Source organism: Pseudoalteromonas sp. DL2-H2.2 (assembly GCF_021532535.1).
Lineage (GTDB): Bacteria > Pseudomonadota > Gammaproteobacteria > Enterobacterales > Alteromonadaceae > Pseudoalteromonas > Pseudoalteromonas rubra_A.
Genome location: NZ_JAKGBD010000005.1, coordinates 279,095 through 295,932, shown reverse-complemented (window position 1 = coordinate 295,932; position 16,838 = coordinate 279,095). Strand labels below are relative to the sequence as shown.

The 16,838-nt window shown below is 49.2% G+C and carries 15 protein-coding genes; 10 read left to right on the top strand and 5 right to left on the bottom strand.

The window, feature by feature from the left end; genetic code table 11:
• Positions 1-37 precede the first annotated feature (37 nt).
• The 4 genes from folE2 to L1285_RS11160 all read left to right on the top strand — a co-directional run bounded on the left by folE2 (position 38) and on the right by L1285_RS11160 (position 3,475).
• On the top strand, positions 38-958 hold the full coding sequence (folE2, locus tag L1285_RS11175; RefSeq protein ID WP_235412393.1) for a GTP cyclohydrolase FolE2: 921 nt from the start codon (positions 38-40) through the stop codon (positions 956-958).
• 144 nt (positions 959-1,102) lie between these two features.
• Positions 1,103-1,693: a DUF2726 domain-containing protein gene (locus tag L1285_RS11170; RefSeq protein WP_046006245.1), complete on the top strand. Its 591-nt coding sequence runs from the start codon at positions 1,103-1,105 to the stop codon at positions 1,691-1,693.
• A 122-nt stretch (positions 1,694-1,815) separates the two neighbouring features.
• Positions 1,816-2,523, top strand: coding sequence for a 5'-methylthioadenosine/S-adenosylhomocysteine nucleosidase (gene mtnN, locus L1285_RS11165; protein ID WP_046006246.1), 708 nt, complete (start codon positions 1,816-1,818; stop codon positions 2,521-2,523).
• Position 2,524: 1 nt separating this feature from the next.
• Entirely contained in the window at positions 2,525-3,475 is a 951-nt protein-coding gene (locus tag L1285_RS11160) for a cobalamin biosynthesis protein (RefSeq protein ID WP_235412392.1), read from the top strand.
• Positions 3,476-3,532: 57 nt separating this feature from the next.
• Here the strand turns inward: L1285_RS11160 and tyrS are convergent, their stop codons facing one another.
• Entirely contained in the window at positions 3,533-4,732 is a 1,200-nt protein-coding gene (gene tyrS, locus L1285_RS11155; RefSeq protein ID WP_046006278.1) for a tyrosine--tRNA ligase, read from the bottom strand.
• A gap of 162 nt (positions 4,733-4,894) precedes the next feature.
• On the opposite strand from tyrS, the gene L1285_RS11150 reads away from it, so the two are divergent.
• Complete coding sequence (locus L1285_RS11150) at positions 4,895-6,232, top strand: peptidoglycan DD-metalloendopeptidase family protein (RefSeq protein WP_235412391.1); 1,338 nt, start codon at positions 4,895-4,897, stop codon at positions 6,230-6,232.
• A 62-nt stretch (positions 6,233-6,294) separates the two neighbouring features.
• On the opposite strand, the gene L1285_RS11145 is transcribed toward L1285_RS11150, so the two are convergent.
• Together L1285_RS11145 and radA are read right to left on the bottom strand one after the other, a co-directional pair.
• The gene (locus tag L1285_RS11145) at positions 6,295-7,212 is read right to left on the bottom strand and encodes a hypothetical protein (RefSeq protein WP_235412390.1); all 918 of its coding nucleotides are present in this window, start codon (positions 7,210-7,212) and stop codon (positions 6,295-6,297) included.
• Between the two features lie 15 nt (positions 7,213-7,227).
• Positions 7,228-8,598 (bottom strand): DNA repair protein RadA, encoded by a 1,371-nt coding sequence (gene radA, locus L1285_RS11140; RefSeq protein WP_046006249.1) that lies wholly within the window; start codon positions 8,596-8,598, stop codon positions 7,228-7,230.
• A gap of 136 nt (positions 8,599-8,734) precedes the next feature.
• Here radA and L1285_RS11135 point away from each other — a divergent pair, with 136 nt between their 5' ends.
• Positions 8,735-11,239 carry a PilZ domain-containing protein gene (locus L1285_RS11135; protein WP_235412389.1) on the top strand — a complete coding sequence of 835 codons (2,505 nt, stop codon included), beginning with the start codon at positions 8,735-8,737 and terminating at the stop codon, positions 11,237-11,239.
• A gap of 44 nt (positions 11,240-11,283) precedes the next feature.
• Here L1285_RS11135 and ampE read toward each other — a convergent pair whose 3' ends face one another.
• Both ampE and ampD read right to left on the bottom strand, forming a co-directional pair.
• On the bottom strand, positions 11,284-12,168 hold the full coding sequence (gene ampE, locus L1285_RS11130; RefSeq protein WP_046006251.1) for a beta-lactamase regulator AmpE: 885 nt from the start codon (positions 12,166-12,168) through the stop codon (positions 11,284-11,286).
• 5 nt (positions 12,169-12,173) lie between these two features.
• On the bottom strand, positions 12,174-12,716 hold the full coding sequence (gene ampD, locus L1285_RS11125; RefSeq protein ID WP_235412388.1) for a 1,6-anhydro-N-acetylmuramyl-L-alanine amidase AmpD: 543 nt from the start codon (positions 12,714-12,716) through the stop codon (positions 12,174-12,176).
• A gap of 188 nt (positions 12,717-12,904) precedes the next feature.
• On the opposite strand from ampD, the gene nadC reads away from it, so the two are divergent.
• From nadC to L1285_RS11100, 4 genes are all read left to right on the top strand, one after another.
• Positions 12,905-13,744, top strand: coding sequence for a carboxylating nicotinate-nucleotide diphosphorylase (nadC, locus tag L1285_RS11120; protein ID WP_235412387.1), 840 nt, complete (start codon positions 12,905-12,907; stop codon positions 13,742-13,744).
• Positions 13,745-14,193: 449 nt separating this feature from the next.
• Positions 14,194-14,655: a pilin gene (locus tag L1285_RS11110; RefSeq protein WP_328285029.1), complete on the top strand. Its 462-nt coding sequence runs from the start codon at positions 14,194-14,196 to the stop codon at positions 14,653-14,655.
• Between the two features lie 55 nt (positions 14,656-14,710).
• Positions 14,711-15,943: a type II secretion system F family protein gene (locus L1285_RS11105; RefSeq protein ID WP_235412386.1), complete on the top strand. Its 1,233-nt coding sequence runs from the start codon at positions 14,711-14,713 to the stop codon at positions 15,941-15,943.
• Positions 15,944-15,962: 19 nt separating this feature from the next.
• Positions 15,963-16,838 carry a prepilin peptidase gene (locus tag L1285_RS11100; RefSeq protein ID WP_235412385.1) on the top strand — a complete coding sequence of 292 codons (876 nt, stop codon included), beginning with the start codon at positions 15,963-15,965 and terminating at the stop codon, positions 16,836-16,838.

The following is a 16,838-nucleotide window of genomic DNA, read 5'->3' as shown; positions in this document are numbered from 1 at the left end:
ATGCCCCACCCTAATAGTCGTGATTAAGAGAGTTCAAATGCCAACTTCAATGCCTGACATTGCACATTCTGCGGACGCCTTACAAGAAGGTAAGCTGGACTGGGTCGGAATGGGAAATATCGAGCTACCTTTATTATTATCCAGCAAAGGCCTCAATGACACCCCGGTAACCGCTAAAGCGGATGCATTTGTCAGCCTCGACAGGGAAGATGCCAAAGGTATCCATATGTCACGGCTATTTTTGGCACTCGATACCTTATCTTGTGAACAAACACTCACACCAGGCGCAATTCGTTCGGTATTAGACAGCTTTATTACCAGCCACGAAGGGCTGAGCCATAGTGCCAAAGTGACCTTTCATTTTGAGTTGCCGCTGCGTCGTGCATCACTACTGAGTGGCAAACAGGGTTGGAAAAACTACCCGGTAAGTATTACGGCCAGCCTGAACGACGGCCAGTTTAGCCTCGAGCTGGCTGTTGATGTTACTTACTCATCGACCTGTCCCTGCTCTGCTGCCCTGGCGCGTCAGCTGATCCAAAACGCCTTTGAGCAAAAGTTTGCCGGTCAGTCACTCGACCATGCCAGTGTGCATGCCTGGCTGGGCACTACTGAAGGGATTTTAGCCACGCCACATTCACAGCGCTCTGTTACTAACATCAAAGTTAAACTAGATGAAAACTGTCAGGCATTTGACATTCTGGGCCTGGTCAACCTCGTAGAAGATGAGCTAAAAACGCCGGTACAGGCCGCGGTTAAACGCGAAGACGAGCAAGAATTTGCCCGCCTTAACGGACAAAACCTGATGTTCTGTGAAGATGCGGCAAGAAAGCTTAAAGCCTTGTTTGAAGAAGAAAATTATCAGGACTACTATATTAAGATAAATCACTATGAGTCTTTGCATGCACATGATGCCGTGGCATATGCTGTAAAAGGCCTGAAAGACGGCTATCGCGCGTAAGCCAGCAGCGCCCCGCCTTTCCTCAGCTCCGCTCGGCGAAGTACAGATCGCCGAGCAAAATTGATAATCTCCCTCCCTCCACTCACTTTAGGCACACTCTTTGCTTAATAATTTCAAAGTCAAATTGTTGTCGTGGAGTGATTTATGGAACTAACATTATTATCTATTCTGGCGCTGGTCGTTATTGCTTCCATTGTTATTTCAAAATACACGGATACCGGCGGTAATCCCTACCCGTTTAACCGTAAGGATTCAGTGTTCACCACAGTTGAAGCCTCGTTTTTACAGCTATTGGAGCGCTCGGTTGGTGATAAGTTTAAGGTTGTCAGTCGGGTTAAACTCATTGAGATCATCGAGTGTAAGCCTGGATTGTCTAAAAAGGCACGCCGCTCAGCCATTACCAAAGCACAAAACAAACAGCTTGATTACGTGCTGGTTGATAAAGAGACGCTCAATATTGTTGCTGCCGTAGACTTGGTCAACAACGCCAACAAAAATGGCCACAAAGCACAAAAAGACTGGTTTGTCAGCGGTGCGCTCGAGTCGGCAGGGATCCCACATATCCGTATGAAAGTGAAAAGCGGCTACAAGAGCGCAGAAGTGCGCGCAGCCATTCTGTTTAAGCTGGGTAAGAAACCGGAGCCACAAGCCAAGCCGCGTAATCGTAACTACAAACCTGCAGTACTGTCACCTTCTCAGGCCAAAGCCGCTTCTACGCAGCTGGCAGAGATCTAATCCCCCTATTCGCTGTCGGCCCCAGAGGCTGACAGCAAAACTATATACTCGCCTAACGTCATATTTTCTAAAGCTCATTTTGATATATAATGAGCAACACAGTTAAAAAATAAGAGAATATTATGAAAATAGGCATTATTGGCGCAATGGAGCAGGAAGTCACCATTCTGCGTGGCGCAATGAAGAACACACAAACCGCAACCAAAGGCGGCTTTACCTTTTACCACGGCGAGCTGGGTGGTCATGAAGTGACGTTAGTTCAGTCAGGTATAGGTAAAGTAGCAGCAACGGTTGCCACCACGCTGCTTATCGATAACTACACGCCAGATTGTGTAATTAATACAGGCTCTGCCGGTGGTTTTGACCCTGAACTAAATGTTGGTGATGTGGTTATCTCATCACAGGTAAAACACCATGATGTCGACGTTACTGCGTTTGGTTATGAGCTGGGCCAGGTTCCCCAAATGCCGGCAGGTTTCAGTGCACACCCGGCTTTGGTAGATGCTGCTCAGCAAAGTGTCGGTGAACTGACAGACATTCAGACTAAAGTTGGTTTAATTTGTACTGGTGATTCTTTCATGTGCGATCCGGCGCGTATCGACAAAACACGTCAGGATTTCCCGCAGATGCTGGCCGTTGAAATGGAAGGTGCAGCCATCGCGCAGGCCTGCCATGTGCTGAATACCCCGTTTGTTGTGATCCGCTCGTTATCAGACATCGCCGGCAAAGAATCGCCGCAATCGTTCGAAGCTTACCTGGAAATCGCCTCGGTGAATTCTTCTAAGCTGGTGACCGCCCTGTTGGCAAAACTGGATCAGGTTTCGCTTTAAGGTGTTAGCTGAACAACTGCAAGCCCATACGGGCTTGCTGATTTTTTTGCTGGCAACGCTCAGCGCAATCGGTTTCAGGACATCCAGTCTGTATCACCCCAATGTGGTGATGACACTGCTGTTTGCCAACCTGGCTCAAAAGGTTTATCGCCCTCAGTCCCCTGGCAGTTACCAGTGGCTATCCGGCAGCCTGGCATTTGTCCTGCCCATTTTAGTCATCCTGCTGCTGCTCGCCACACTCGGTTATTTGTCTTTCTATCCACAGTGGCTCGGTGGTCTTGTCTTATTTCTGTGTCTTGATATTCAGCACGAGCGCCGTGCCAAGCGTATTGCCATTTTGCTCAAACAACAACAAAAAGCAGCAGCACGTCAGTTACTTGGCGCTATGGTCAACCGGGATGTCGAAAAACTTTCCGTGATGGGCATTTGCAAGGCTTGCCTGGATAGCCTGGCACTGCGCGGTATACGGCATTTTTATCTGGTCATTGTGTTTTATCTGATCGGCGGCCCTTTACTGGCACTGAGTTATAAATTAATGCTGCTCTGTGACCATGCCTGGCGCAGCAAAATGCGACCGGATGCGTCATTTATCAAGCCCCTGCAAATCAGCCTGAGCATTTTAGAATGGCTGCCCGTCAGAGGCTTAATCATCATAATGGCTCTGACCCAAAACCTGAGTAAAACTCTCCACTACCTCAAACATTATGGTCAGTTTTACCGACCCGCGGGCTCCGGCTGGATCCTGAGCCTGTTCGCCGCTAATCTCAATACACAGCTGGCGGGGCCTCGTTTTTATCAACAACAACGCTTTGACAATATGCGCATTGGCAGCGATGCGCCACCCGAAGCCGAGACCATTGACCTGATGCTCAGACTGCTGGCAACCCTGCGCTGGTTTTTCCTGTGCGCCCTGTGTTTATGCTGGCTTACCGTCAATGTGCTCAGTCATTAAAAAGGGCGGCTCAATGGCCACCCTTTACGTTTATGCTTACTTGATTAAAGCAGCCGATCACTCAACGCTGATTTTAGCGAACTTGCGTTTACCTACCTGGTAAATCGCAGTTGAGCCTTTTTCAACGCTCAGCTTAGAATCGGTGACTTTCTCTTCACCATTGAGCTTAACCGCGCCTTGCTTAATCATGCGCATCGCTTCTGAGGTACTGGCAACCAGGCCCGCCTCTTTCAACACATTGGTAATAAAAGTCGCAGGCTCCTCAATAGTGATAGTCACTTCAGGGATGTCATCTGGCAGCGCATTTTTCTGAAAACGCTTGATAAAGTCCTGATGCGCAGCTTCTGCGTCTGCTTCGCTGTGGAAACGCGCAATCATTTCTTTGGCAAATTCAATCTTGATGTCTCTTGGGTTACGACCGCCAGCTACTTCTTCTTTAAGACCGGCAATGTCTTCCAGCGACTTGGCACTTAGCAGCTCGTAATAACGCCACATCAACTCGTCTGAAATCGACATCACTTTACCAAACATATCGTTTGGCGCGTCTGTGATACCAATATAGTTACCCAGTGACTTAGACATCTTCTGCACGCCGTCGGTGCCTTCGAGTAACGGCATCATCAGCACTGTTTGTGGCTTCTGGCCTTCTTCTTTTTGTAACTCCCGACCCATCAACAAGTTAAAGCGTTGATCGGTACCACCGAGCTCGACATCGGCTTGCAGGGCCACAGAGTCCCACCCCTGCACCAGTGGGTAAAGGAATTCATGGATAGCAATTGACTGGCCGCCGGCATAACGCTTTTTGAAATCATCACGTTCTAGCATGCGCGCAACCGTTTGGCGTGCTGCAAGCTTGATCATGCCCGCACTGCCTAATTTTTCCATCCACTCGGAATTGAACGCGACAGTCGTTTTGGCCGGATCCAGGATCTTAAATACCTGCTCTTTATATGTTTCAGCGTTGGCTAACACGTCTTCACGGGTAAGAGGTTTACGAGTGACATTTTTACCCGTCGGGTCGCCAATCATGCCGGTGAAATCACCGATCAGGAAAATAACCTCGTGACCTAAGTCTTGGAAAGTTTTTAGCTTGTTAATAAGGACCGTATGACCCAAGTGCAGATCCGGGGCTGTTGGATCGAAACCCGCCTTGATCCGCAATTTTTTACCTGACTTCAGCCTTTCCTTTAAATCTTCTTCAATCAGAATTTCTTCAGCACCACGCTTTATCTCTGCCAATGCCGTTTCTATATCCACAGTTGTCACGCCAACCTCACTCCAACAATTTAATCAGTTAATCGCCCGATTTTAGCTTATATTCGGGGCAGTTTAAATGTATAAAAGACTGGTATTTGCGCATTATTACGTATATGCTGCACTATTATTTGCAATAATTCTTGACAGCGGAAAAGGCACGTTATGGTACATGCAGTGCACAAACTCCCAAAAAAACACAAGTTGCTGATCCTGGGCTTGCTGTCAGCAATGGTCGCTATTGCACTCATCCCATCTGAGAAGGCAACAGCCTCCCGAGATCACGACAAAGACGCGCTCGAAGTGGGCAAGCGTTACGAGCTCCCTTTGAATGTCAGTGAGCAACAGCCTGAACTGACAGAGCTCAGCGAAGCGCCAGCTGCTGTTGAACAACCACTTGCGCCCGAAGCCCCCCAATACGACTTCGTTGACCATCAGGTGCGCAATGGCGACAGCCTGGCGGTGATATTTAAACGCGCCGGATATTCAGCACAAACACTTCATAAACTCGTAAACACCAACGCCGAGACACGCAAGCTCACCAAGATCCACCCTGGTGAAGTACTGAGTTTTGCCAGTGATACGCAAGGTGAATTGCTGCAGCTTAAATATGTGTTGTCTAAAACCGACACTTTGCTGGTCAGCCGCACAGATGAAGGCAACTACGCCACCCGTATTGAGAGCAAAGAAATTGAGACGGTCGAAAAGTCTGCCGGTGGCGAGATCAAGTCCAGTTTCTGGACCGCAGGTATTACCGCGGGCTTATCTGAGCGTCAGATCATGAACTTTGCCCATATCTTTGGCTGGGATGTCGACTTTGCCAACGATATCCGCAAGGGCGATCAGTTTTCTCTGATCTATGAATCACATTTTGTAGACGGTGAAGAGATAGGCACAGGCAAGATCATCGCGGCTGAGTTTATTAATCAGGGCGAGCGTTACACGGCTGTGCGCCACTCCGATGGTGACTTTTATACCCCAGAAGGCCGCAGCATGAAGAAAGCCTTCCTGCGTGCCCCGGTCGATTTTAAGTATATCAGCTCTAACTTTAACCCACGCCGCCTGCACCCGGTCACCGGTCGTGTGTCTGCACACCGAGGCATAGACTATGCCGCCAGAACCGGTACACCTGTGGTATCAGCGGGTAATGGTAAAGTGATCAAATCGGGCTATAACCATCTCAATGGTAATTACGTGTTTATTCAGCACGGTAGCCAGTACGTGACAAAATACCTGCACCTGCACAAACGTCATGTTAAACAAGGCCAGAAGGTCAAGCAGGGCCAGAAGATTGGTACTGTCGGCGCGACCGGCCGCGTTACAGGTGCTCACCTGCACTATGAGTTTTTAGTTAACGGAGTGCACCGCAACCCACGCACCGTCAAGCTGCCTAAGTCGCAACCTTTGCCTGCGGCAGAGCTGGCAACCTTTAAGCCGCTGGCACAGCAGATGCTGGCCAAGCTGGAACGTAATCGTGAGTTGATGTTAGCTCTGAATAATTAAGCTGTGTTCGAGCGTTACAAAAAAGCCACCGTCAGGTGGCTTTTTACGTTATGAGGTTAAGGTTAAGAACCCGTTACCTTCAAATTGAGGAACTTCTCGAGCCCCTCAGGATCGGCTGCCAGCATCTGAACTTGCTGAGAAAAGGTGTTGAAATCCATTGCCTCATCGACAGATACATTCACTTCTAAGCCATTGAGACCCGATGCAAAGTCGCTAAGCCCCTGCTTGACTTGCTCAGAGACAGGCACCTGCATAAGTTGCATTGCCAGCATTTGCTGAAACTGCTCTTTGGTCAGCCCTTTGTTAGCAAGGAGCTCAGTCACCAACGCATCCAGCTTTGGCTGCCCGGCAATCGCAAAGGTCAGCTTTTGTGGCTGTAGCGTCTGTATTGCTGAAATGAGCTTGCTCTGCATCTGTAATTCCTGCTCCAGCGTCAAATCACCACCTTGCTGTTGCATCTCCAGTGAAGTGGCCATCAACTCGGCGCTGTTGCCCAGGTCAAAATCAAACGTTAGTCCTGCCACTCCCGCCGCATCAACAGATGATTTGAACTGGCTCTTGCCGTTGTCCGGGTTGTAACGTAAAGACGAGGTCAGCGCATAGCTGGTATCAGCCAGGGCGGCGACCTGCTGCTCAAGCTCTGCAGCCAGCACCGGGCTGAGTGTGACGTTCGTCAACTTAACCTCTGTAAACTCACTGATTTTATCGGCTTCATAGCCCTGCAAGCTGAACTCGCCAATGTTGAGCAGCGTCTGCTGCTCAGTGGCTTCTTTGATCACCAGAGACTGAACTTTAACTGTGTTGGTAAACAGATTATAGGAAGAGCCCTGGTGCTCAATCAGCAGCTCAGATTGCTCAGCAAATTGCGCGATCTGCTGCTGCACCGCCAATTCTGCCTGCTGATTTGCATATAGATGTGCACCAACAACAGCGGCTGACATGACACCACCTAACGCCAGCATGATCGTAGATTTTTTCATTTGTATAGATTCCCTTTAAAACAAGGCTTCGAGCGCATCACTGAGGCTGGCAACGGCGACCACCTCCATTCCCTCAATGGCGTCCTTTGGTTTATTCGCAATCGGTACGATAGCACGTTTGAAGCCATGTTTCGCGGCTTCGCGCAGTCTTTCCTGGCCACTGGGTACCGGCCGGATCTCTCCGCCCAGGCCCACTTCACCAAATACCACCATCTGACGTTCCAGCGCATGGTTTTTAAAGCTCGACACCAAAGCCGCGATCAACGCTAAGTCGGCACTGGTTTCAGAGACTTTAACGCCGCCAACCACGTTGACAAACACATCCTGATCCGCCACCTGCAGACCACCGTGGCGGTGCAACACCGCAAGCAACATGGCAAGGCGATTTTGCTCCAGACCGACAGTAACACGCCGTGGATTGGCCAATTGGGAGTAGTCCACCAGCGCCTGAACTTCCACCAGAAGTGGCCGGGTGCCTTCCCAGATCACCATGACCAGAGAGCCGGGAGTTTGCTCTTCACCCCGGTTGAGGAAAATCGCCGAGGGGTTACTCACTTCCTTCAGGCCCTGCCCTGTCATGGCAAAAACCCCAAGTTCATTGACCGCACCAAAACGGTTTTTGTTACCACGCAAGGTTCTGAAGCGACTGTCGCTGCTGCCTTCAAGCAAAATAGAGCAGTCAATACAGTGTTCCAATACCTTAGGCCCCGCCAGTGAGCCATCTTTGGTGACGTGGCCGACCATAATAATGGCAACCTGGTTTTGCTTCGCAAAACGGGTCAGGTAAGCGGCACTTTCTCGCACCTGAGAAACACTGCCCGGCGCGGACTGCACATCACTCATGTGCATCACCTGAATTGAATCTATGACCATAATGGCCGGCTTTTCACGCAATGCCAGCTGGCAAATGCTTTCGACGTTTGTTTCAGCTAGGGTACGTAGTTTGTTGGTTGGCAGGCCCAAACGCTTGGCGCGCATCGCAACCTGCTGCAAAGATTCTTCACCTGTCACATATAAAGTAGACATAGATTCAGCCAGCAAGCACATGGTCTGCAACAAGAGTGTACTCTTACCGGCACCCGGCTCACCGCCAATTAAAATGGCACTACCTGGTACCACGCCACCACCGAGTACACGGTCAAACTCTTTGAATCCAGTTGAAAATCTGGGCAGTGATTCAAGGTTCACTTCGTCCAGCGTCTGGACTTTGGCTTCCACAACGCCAGCATATCCGGCCATAGTTCCGCCGCGCGGCGCGGCCTTCACAGAGGGGACTCTGAACTCAGTTATCGTATTCCAGGCTTTACATTCAGAACATTGCCCTTGCCATCGAGCAAATTCCGCTCCACAATCACTACAGACAAATGCGGTTTTCTTTTTTCCCATAAAAATCAAGGCATAGTTATTGCTTAAATTAAAACTCAATTAAGCTTAGTTCAACAGTAAGCGTTAATACTGACATAAATTTGGCAAAGGCTGAAACAATAACCGGGTAAGATCTGCTGATTTAAAATGTGTACCTATGGCTGAAGATAAATTACAACAATACCAAGACTTAATAGATGAATTAAAGATTGATCTCGGCGATCCGAATTTTGACTTTATCTTCAAGCAAAAAACAGCGCAACTGAGCAAGCCAGACCAGTTTTTGCTGAAAATGGAAATGACCCGGCTGTCTCAGCCCGTCGCGCGTTTTATCGACCTGCGTGGTCAGGTATCTGGACAAGTGAAACCTTATGAGTACGAAGGCAAGCAACACTTTATGGACGATGTTGCGATCCGGGTATTTGAACAAGAAGTGGCTCGCTATGGCGGCTATACGTTAGCCGTTTACGAAGCGGTGATGAACACCGACAATAACTTTAAAGTTATGCAAAAGCAGGCAGCCCAGCAGCAGGATGAAGACACCCCCGGGCAGGATCTCTCTCAGGCCACCCAGTACATCCGCTTTGCCTCTTACGAAAGCCGCATAGAAGAGCGGATGAATTACTCTATCAAGATCACGGTAGAGTTTGGCAACCAGCGGCTTGCTAATGCCAGTACGTCAGACATTTCTCTCAGTGGCGCGAAAATCAAACTGGCGCCCAACTATCATTTACATAAAGGCGATTTAGTGTCACTGCGCCTGGTTGGCCTGGAGCAGGACTTTGAGCTTGGCCTGAAAAGCGGGATCCAGTATGAAGTGGTCGCGGTAGACCCCGTCTCCAATGAATACAACCATGTGCGTCTGAAGCGCACTTTTGTCGAAAACAACAGTGGCTTTGATGACTTTTTACAAAGCTTTATTCATGGCAATAAGCGACGCTACAAAATTAACCTGGATAACACCATGGATGCGGTGGTGTGTAAGGGCTATGAGCAGTATTACCTGCCTCGCGTAAATTCGTTGTTCGTGTTTTTTAGTCAGGCTAAAACCATGCTCTACCCAAGCCTGGTACTGACCAATGAAAACAACGCGCACATCAACTATTACTTTGAGGATGAGCGCAAAACCTCCTCTTTGTATAGTGTCTTTAACCAGCAGCGCCTGGATATGCTCCTGCAGCGCCCAGAGCCTGTCAAAGAGGCCTATTGTTACACATTCACCCATGGCAAAAACGGTAAGATCTATTTTTACTCGGCGTTTGACTGGGAGCTTAAGAAATCGGCTGAGTTGCATGATTTATTTATGGGCTTTGGCAGCCAAAAAGACAGCTGGCGGATCTTTAAGGTTCAGCTGATGCCAAGCCACCATGAAGATGCTTTTATTCCGCTGTCTTTGCCCTCCAGCGCCGGCAAAAATGTCGAGAAACTGAATAAACGTCCAACCCCCCGGGTTCAGGGGTTGATTGAGAACGTAAAATACCTGATGACGCTCAGCGATATTACCACCGAGCAGCAAACAGCCCATTATCAGGCACTGCAATACGCTAAAGAGCAGGTTAACCTGATCAAGCAATTTGGTCACGGGAAAGCTAAAGTGCCGCCGCCACTGGAGGTCGTTGCGCTTGAATATGTCAACCTGCGCTCGCACAAGCGCTATCTGTACAAAACTGCTGTGACTGTTGCCGCAGAAGATGGCGCGGCGTTGCATGGCCATACCCGAGACTTCTCAGTAATGGGCTTACAGGTGGCACTGGATGAACCAGCGACACTGCAAAAAGGCGATATTGTGCATCTCGACCTGCCAGAGCTGCAAAAAATTACCAAACAACATAACCTGACTAAACTCAGGTATGAGGTGATGGCGGTCAACAAGGCAAAGACCATCATTAACCTGAAAGTGAATATTCTCAGTAATGTGCAGCATACCGCCATTGCGTTTTTTAAAATCCTGATTGAAAACAATAAGAATAAACTGCAACCGTGCGAAGAAGCCCCCAGGATCCCAGGCTTATCACATGCACTGCGCAACATGGTTACTAAGAGTATTTGTCAGTTCCCGCTGTACCTACACAAATCCGCAGCCCATTTTAAAATTGGTGCGATTGGTCAGGGGCTCTACCCCACCACACTGCACAAGATTTTGCTCAGTGAAGTGATCCACCATAACCATCAGGAGTATGTGCAACCCCATGGCTTGCTACCAAGCGACTTTATTGGCGAATATCTGAGTGAACGGCTGCGCAAACAGTCACGTCAGGACAAGCCGCTGCAATACACGGTTTTCTTACGTTTTGATCCAAAGGCGCAAACGCTCCAAGAAGCACTTAAAAGTCAGTGCATTGCCGCTGGGGAATCACTGGATCCCTTGTTCTTGTTTATCAAACGGGCACTCAAGAAAGAGTTATTGTTTGTGTTTCATCTTTATATTTCCAAAACCGGTCGCCCGGATATGGATTACCTGGCCAACGAACTGAGATACGTCAGCCATTATGCGATACACAAGGCTAAGGGACTAGAAGAGGCATTGTGGAATGTTGCGGGTGTGTGCGACATGATTGAGGTAACGGATCAGCTGCTGCCCACATTAGATGTTGAAGGCAATCAGCTGGCAGCTATGCTTGAGCGCAAACGAGCCTGGCTGGCCACTCAACCGGGCTCGTAACCGCCTGACAGGCCAGCTTAACCAGCCTGTCGGGTATTTTTGGGTTAACTCAAACCGCCAAACAAAGTCAGCAGTGCGGTCAATACCAGGAAGAACAGGATATTGCGCTTAACCAGGCGCATCATACAGGTTGCTTCGTAGGTGCAACCAAAAAACTGCTGCTCTATCTGCTCTGCGGCCAGCGCAATCTCACTCACCACCTGCCGGTTTGGCGTATCAAAATCCAGCAAGTATTTTAACCAACACCCGGTTCCTTTCGTGAAGTTACCTATGATCAGATAACCAAAACTGGCAACCCTGGCTGGTAACCAGTTAAGCCAGAACAATAGCTTAGTGAATCTTTTGGTATGAGTCCCGAGCAAACTGCGCAGCAAGCTCACCTGAGCCGGTAAGTCGTCTTCCTGACGCTCCGTGAGCGTCTCAACCAGATAGCGCACACTTGCATAAAGCACAGCTCCAGGTGCACCCAGCATCACAAACCAGAACATCACCGCACAATAATGTTGAAAGTTAATCCATACCAGCGTTTGCCCGAACGTTTCACCATTGCGCTCTGTTTCGGTCCGCTCCTGGCCCATTTGCAGTGCATACAGTGTGACTGCTTCTGAGTCTCCCCGCGTCAGAGCATTGAGGTATCCTTTGTATAAGCGGCGATAACGGCCACAGCCAAAGCAAACCAACAAGATCAATACATTGAGTATTAACTGAAAGAGCACAAAGTCTGACAGGTGATATACCAGCGCAACCAATATGGTAGGCAGCACAAACCAAATCATGACCCCAAAATCTGAACCAAACATGCCCTTTTCACTGAGCTGTTTCTTACTCAAAGCCAGATACTTACCCAAATAAAAGTCAATCTGCCAATGTTCTGAACGGGCACCCAGGCGCTCGATCACTAAAGCTATTATGATAGAAATCAACATCATGTCCGTTACTCTTGTTTTATCAATGCAAAATACTTGTGCCAATCGAACGCCACACCCGGGTCGTGCTTGCGCCCGGGGGCAATATCACTGTGGCCAACAATACGCTCCGAGGTCAATACCGGGAGTTGCTGCTGAAGCCATAACGTCAGCTTGGCCAGTGTCTGATATTGGGTTTCAGTGTATGCCGTTGTGTCTGTTCCTTCCAGCTCCACACCAATACTGAAATCATTGCAGTTATCTTGTCCTGCAAACACAGATACTCCGGCGTGCCAGGCCCGCTTATCGAACGGCACGTACTGGATGATGGCACCGTCACGGCGGATCAGGCAATGGGCTGACACCCTCACACCACGCAGTGAATCAAAACTGGGATGTGCCTGACAGTCCAGCGTGCCCATAAATAAGTCGTCAATGTAGTGACCACCATATTCTCCCGCAGGCAACGAAATACAATGCACCACCAGCAAAGACGGGTTACACGCTGGCGGGCGTTCATTGTAATGGGGGGAGCGTCGCTGCTGTGCGCCCGGATACCAATTTAACTGCATAAATAGAAATACTTAGCCAATATCGCTGTGCTCTTACCTTAGCAAGTTTGCCATACTTTCACTATGTTATTTTGACACTGTTCAAAGGATTGCGAAGCAGCCCATGGTTGCCGTTAATAAACGACATTGTCATTAACTGGCGTAACGCAGTAGAATTAGGCTATTGAATAGCAAAGCTAAGATTACCCATGATAAATGAACAGATCCCGCAGCTGGTTAAGCTGGCACTTGATGAAGACCTGAATAATCAAAGCGCTGCCGATGGTGACATTACCGCAGCCCTGATCCCCGCCTCACAACAAGCAAAGGCCTATGTGATCACACGCGAAGCGTGTGTGTTTTGTGGTAAGGATCTGATCCTTGAGGTGTTTAGACAAGTTGACCCCAGTGTACAGGTGAATGTGCTGGTCAATGACGGTGACACATTGACGCCAAACCAGCGTATTTTTGAAGCAACGGGAAGCGCCAGGGCGATCCTCACTGCCGAGCGGACTGCCCTGAACTTTGTGCAAACCCTGTCGGGCACAGCCACTGCCACCGCGCGATCAGTTGCAGCACTTGCCGATACCAGCACACAACTGTTGGATACCCGCAAAACCATTCCGGGCCTGCGCGCATTGCAGAAGTATGCGGTGACCTGTGGCGGCGGCAAAAACCACCGCATCGGTTTGTTTGATGCCTTCCTGATCAAAGAGAACCATATTGCAGCCTGCGGTGGCATCGCCAAGGCAGTGGCACAGGCCAGACAAAATCACCCCGACAAGCCCGTTGAGGTCGAAGTGGAAAGCCTGGCGGAGCTGCAACAAGCGCTAGATGCCGGCGCCGATATCATTATGCTTGATAACTTTACCGTTGAAGACATTCAAATTGCCGTTAAACAAACTGCTGGTAGAGCTAAGCTGGAGGTCTCGGGTAATATGACCTTAGATAAGCTGGCGACCTATGCGCAGGCAGGTGTTGATTACATATCAAGCGGTGCGTTGACGAAACACCTGCAGAGTATAGACTTGTCTATGCGCTTTGAGTAACAGGTGTAACGGCTTTGTAAGAAAATACAAAGCCAGTTCGTTGACAAGCATGAGAAAACACTTTTTAATACGAACAAAGAATTAGCACTCAAAAAGTGTGTACTCTTAGAAACATGCCAGCGTGTAATTTAACAGCAAGTGTAACTTAGGCAGGTGTGTAAACCGGTTCTTGTTAAAACCGGGGCACCACAACTGTCATAGTAATGTCGTAGACTGGTGGGTAATAGGTAAGTTTTTCTCGGTAACTATTATTATCGATGACTATTTTCTCGATAAACAATAATACCGGGCACTACGCCAAAAGAATGATTACCCACTTTGATTTACAACAAATTTATTATAGTAATAAAGGCCTATACTGAGGCCCTAACGTAAAGAGCACAGATTTAATAAACCCCTGGTGTGAGTGGTTGCTGGCATCGGGTCTAACATCCCTTAGGAGACACATCATGACGCAAAGACAACAGGGTGGTTTTACCCTTATCGAATTAATGATTGTAATCGCAATCATAGGTATTCTTGCTGCCGTTGCCCTACCGGCATATCAGGATTATATAAACCGTGCTAAAGGCTCTGAGCTGATGGCAGCTTCAACCATGCCTAAGGCGTGTGTGACTGAAGTTTCACAGGTTGGTGGTGCGCCAGCTAACTGTGCATCTGCCACCACAGGTGAAGCAACAGAAATGGTTGCCAGTGTTTCTGTTGATACTGCTGGTGTCATCACTATCACGGGACAATCCGACATGGCCGGTGTGGTTGTTAAAGTAACTCCGTATAAGAATGACGATGATGCCGCAGAAGCTGGCGACTTCACTACTGGCTTCACCATCACGGAGTGGAAATGTACCGCTACGGTAGATGTCGCGACTAAATCGGCGTGGCTACCAGCTACTTGTACTGTATCTACTTAATCGCGGATTACGAACAATATGAGGGAGCCTGGCTCCCTCTTTACTATCATACCTTATGAATCAACCCGACAAAAACACCGCCAAAGTCGATACCTTTATCTGGGTCGGCGTAAGCGCCCGTGGTAAACGCCTGCAAGGCGAGCTCACCGGCACCAGTGTGGCCCTGGTTAAAGCGCAACTGCGCAAGCAAGGGATCACGCCCTCTAAAGTAAAGCGCAAACCTAAGCCGCTATTCGGGTTAAGCAGCACCCAAAAAATTACCCCCAAAGATATTGCCGTCGTTACCCGGCAGATTGCCACTATGCTGACTGCAGGGGTGGCATTAGTGCAGGCACTGGATATGATTGCGTCGGGAGCAAAGAACAAAAGCCTCGGTAAGCTTATCACCCACATTGCCGATGAAGTAAAAGCCGGTCAGCCACTGGCTAAGTCGCTGCGCAGCCATCCCAAATATTTCGATGAGCTATACTGCGACCTGGTTGAATCGGGCGAGCAATCAGGTGCCCTGGATCGGATCTTTGACCGGGTTGCCCTGTATAAAGAAAAAGCCGAAGCACTTAAATCCAAAATTAAAAAGGCGATGTTTTATCCCATTGCGGTGCTTTCCGTCGCTTTGATTGTGACCTCCATCCTGTTGATATTTGTTGTGCCTCAGTTTGAAGAAATTTTCACCGGCTTCGGCGCGGAACTGCCAGGTTTTACCCTGATGGTGCTGGGCATCTCTGAATTTATGCAAGAATACTGGTGGCTGTTCCTGATTGGCCTTGGCGGGGCCGGATATGCTTACAAAGAAGCCCTGCAACGCAGCGCCGCAGTGCGCCACTTTAACGACCGCATGGTGCTGCAAATTCCAGCCATTGGCGAAATACTTAAAAAAGCGGCCGTTGCCCGCTACGCCAGAACCTTATCAACCACCTTTGCAGCAGGCGTGCCCTTGGTTAACGCGCTTGAGTCCGCTGCGGGTGCTTCCGGTAATATCATCTACAAAAATGCCATATTAGACATCAAAGGCGAGGTCAGTTCAGGTAATCAGATGAACTGGGCCATGCGTAATGCCAAGATCTTTCCCGATATGGTGGTACAAATGGTGTCTATCGGCGAAGAGTCTGGCGCACTCGACAGCATGCTGGCAAAAGTAGCCAGTATATATGAGCAGGAAGTAGATGATGCGGTCGATGGGCTGTCTTCATTACTCGAACCTATGATCATGGTGATCCTGGGCGTGCTGGTTGGCGGCTTGATTGTTGCTATGTATTTACCTATATTCCAGCTCGGCACCGTCATTTAACAATAACAAAGACTTTATTATGCAAGAAGTTTGGCACCTTATGGAGCAGCAAACCTGGTTTTGGCTGCTCACTGTCGCACTAACCAGCCTGTGTATTGGCAGCTTTTTAAACGTGGTGATCTACCGCCTGCCCGTGATGATGCAGCGCAACTGGCAGAGCGAATGCCGGGTCATTCTGGAGCAGGCGCCCCAGCAAAGCGAACCCACCACATTCAATCTGATGACACCTGGCTCAACCTGCCCCAAGTGCAACACCAAAATTAAACTCCAACACAATATTCCGCTACTCAGCTGGGTATTTCTGGGGGGCAAATGCGCTTACTGCCAAACCCCCATTGCAAAACGTTACCCGCTGGTTGAGCTACTGACCGGCGCAGCGTCGCTCTGGCTGGCCTGGCATTTTTCCGCCACCCCACAGGCATTGGTGTATTTGCTGGTGACCTGGGTACTGATAGCCCTGATCTTTATCGATATTGACCATATGCTGCTGCCCGATCAGCTCACTTTGCCCTTGCTCTGGTTTGCTCTGCTGGCCGCCGTCGCAGGCATCACCATTTCTCCCGCTGAAGCCATCACAGGCGCTGCCGTGGGTTATCTGAGTCTGTGGAGCATTTACTGGGTGTTTAAGCTACTTACAGGTAAAGAAGGCATGGGCTTTGGCGACTTTAAACTGTTGGCAGTCTTTGGTGCGCTAATGGGCTGGCAGTCGTTACTCATTATTGTTTTGTTATCCAGTGTGGTTGGTGCCGTCATTGGGGCAACTCAACTGGCCGTGCAGGGCAAAGACAAGGCCACCCCAATTCCCTTTGGCCCTTACCTGGCCATTGCCGGATGGCTGACGCTGTTATATGGTGAGCAACTAAGTCGCTGGTATCTTTCGTTGTTAGGAGCATAA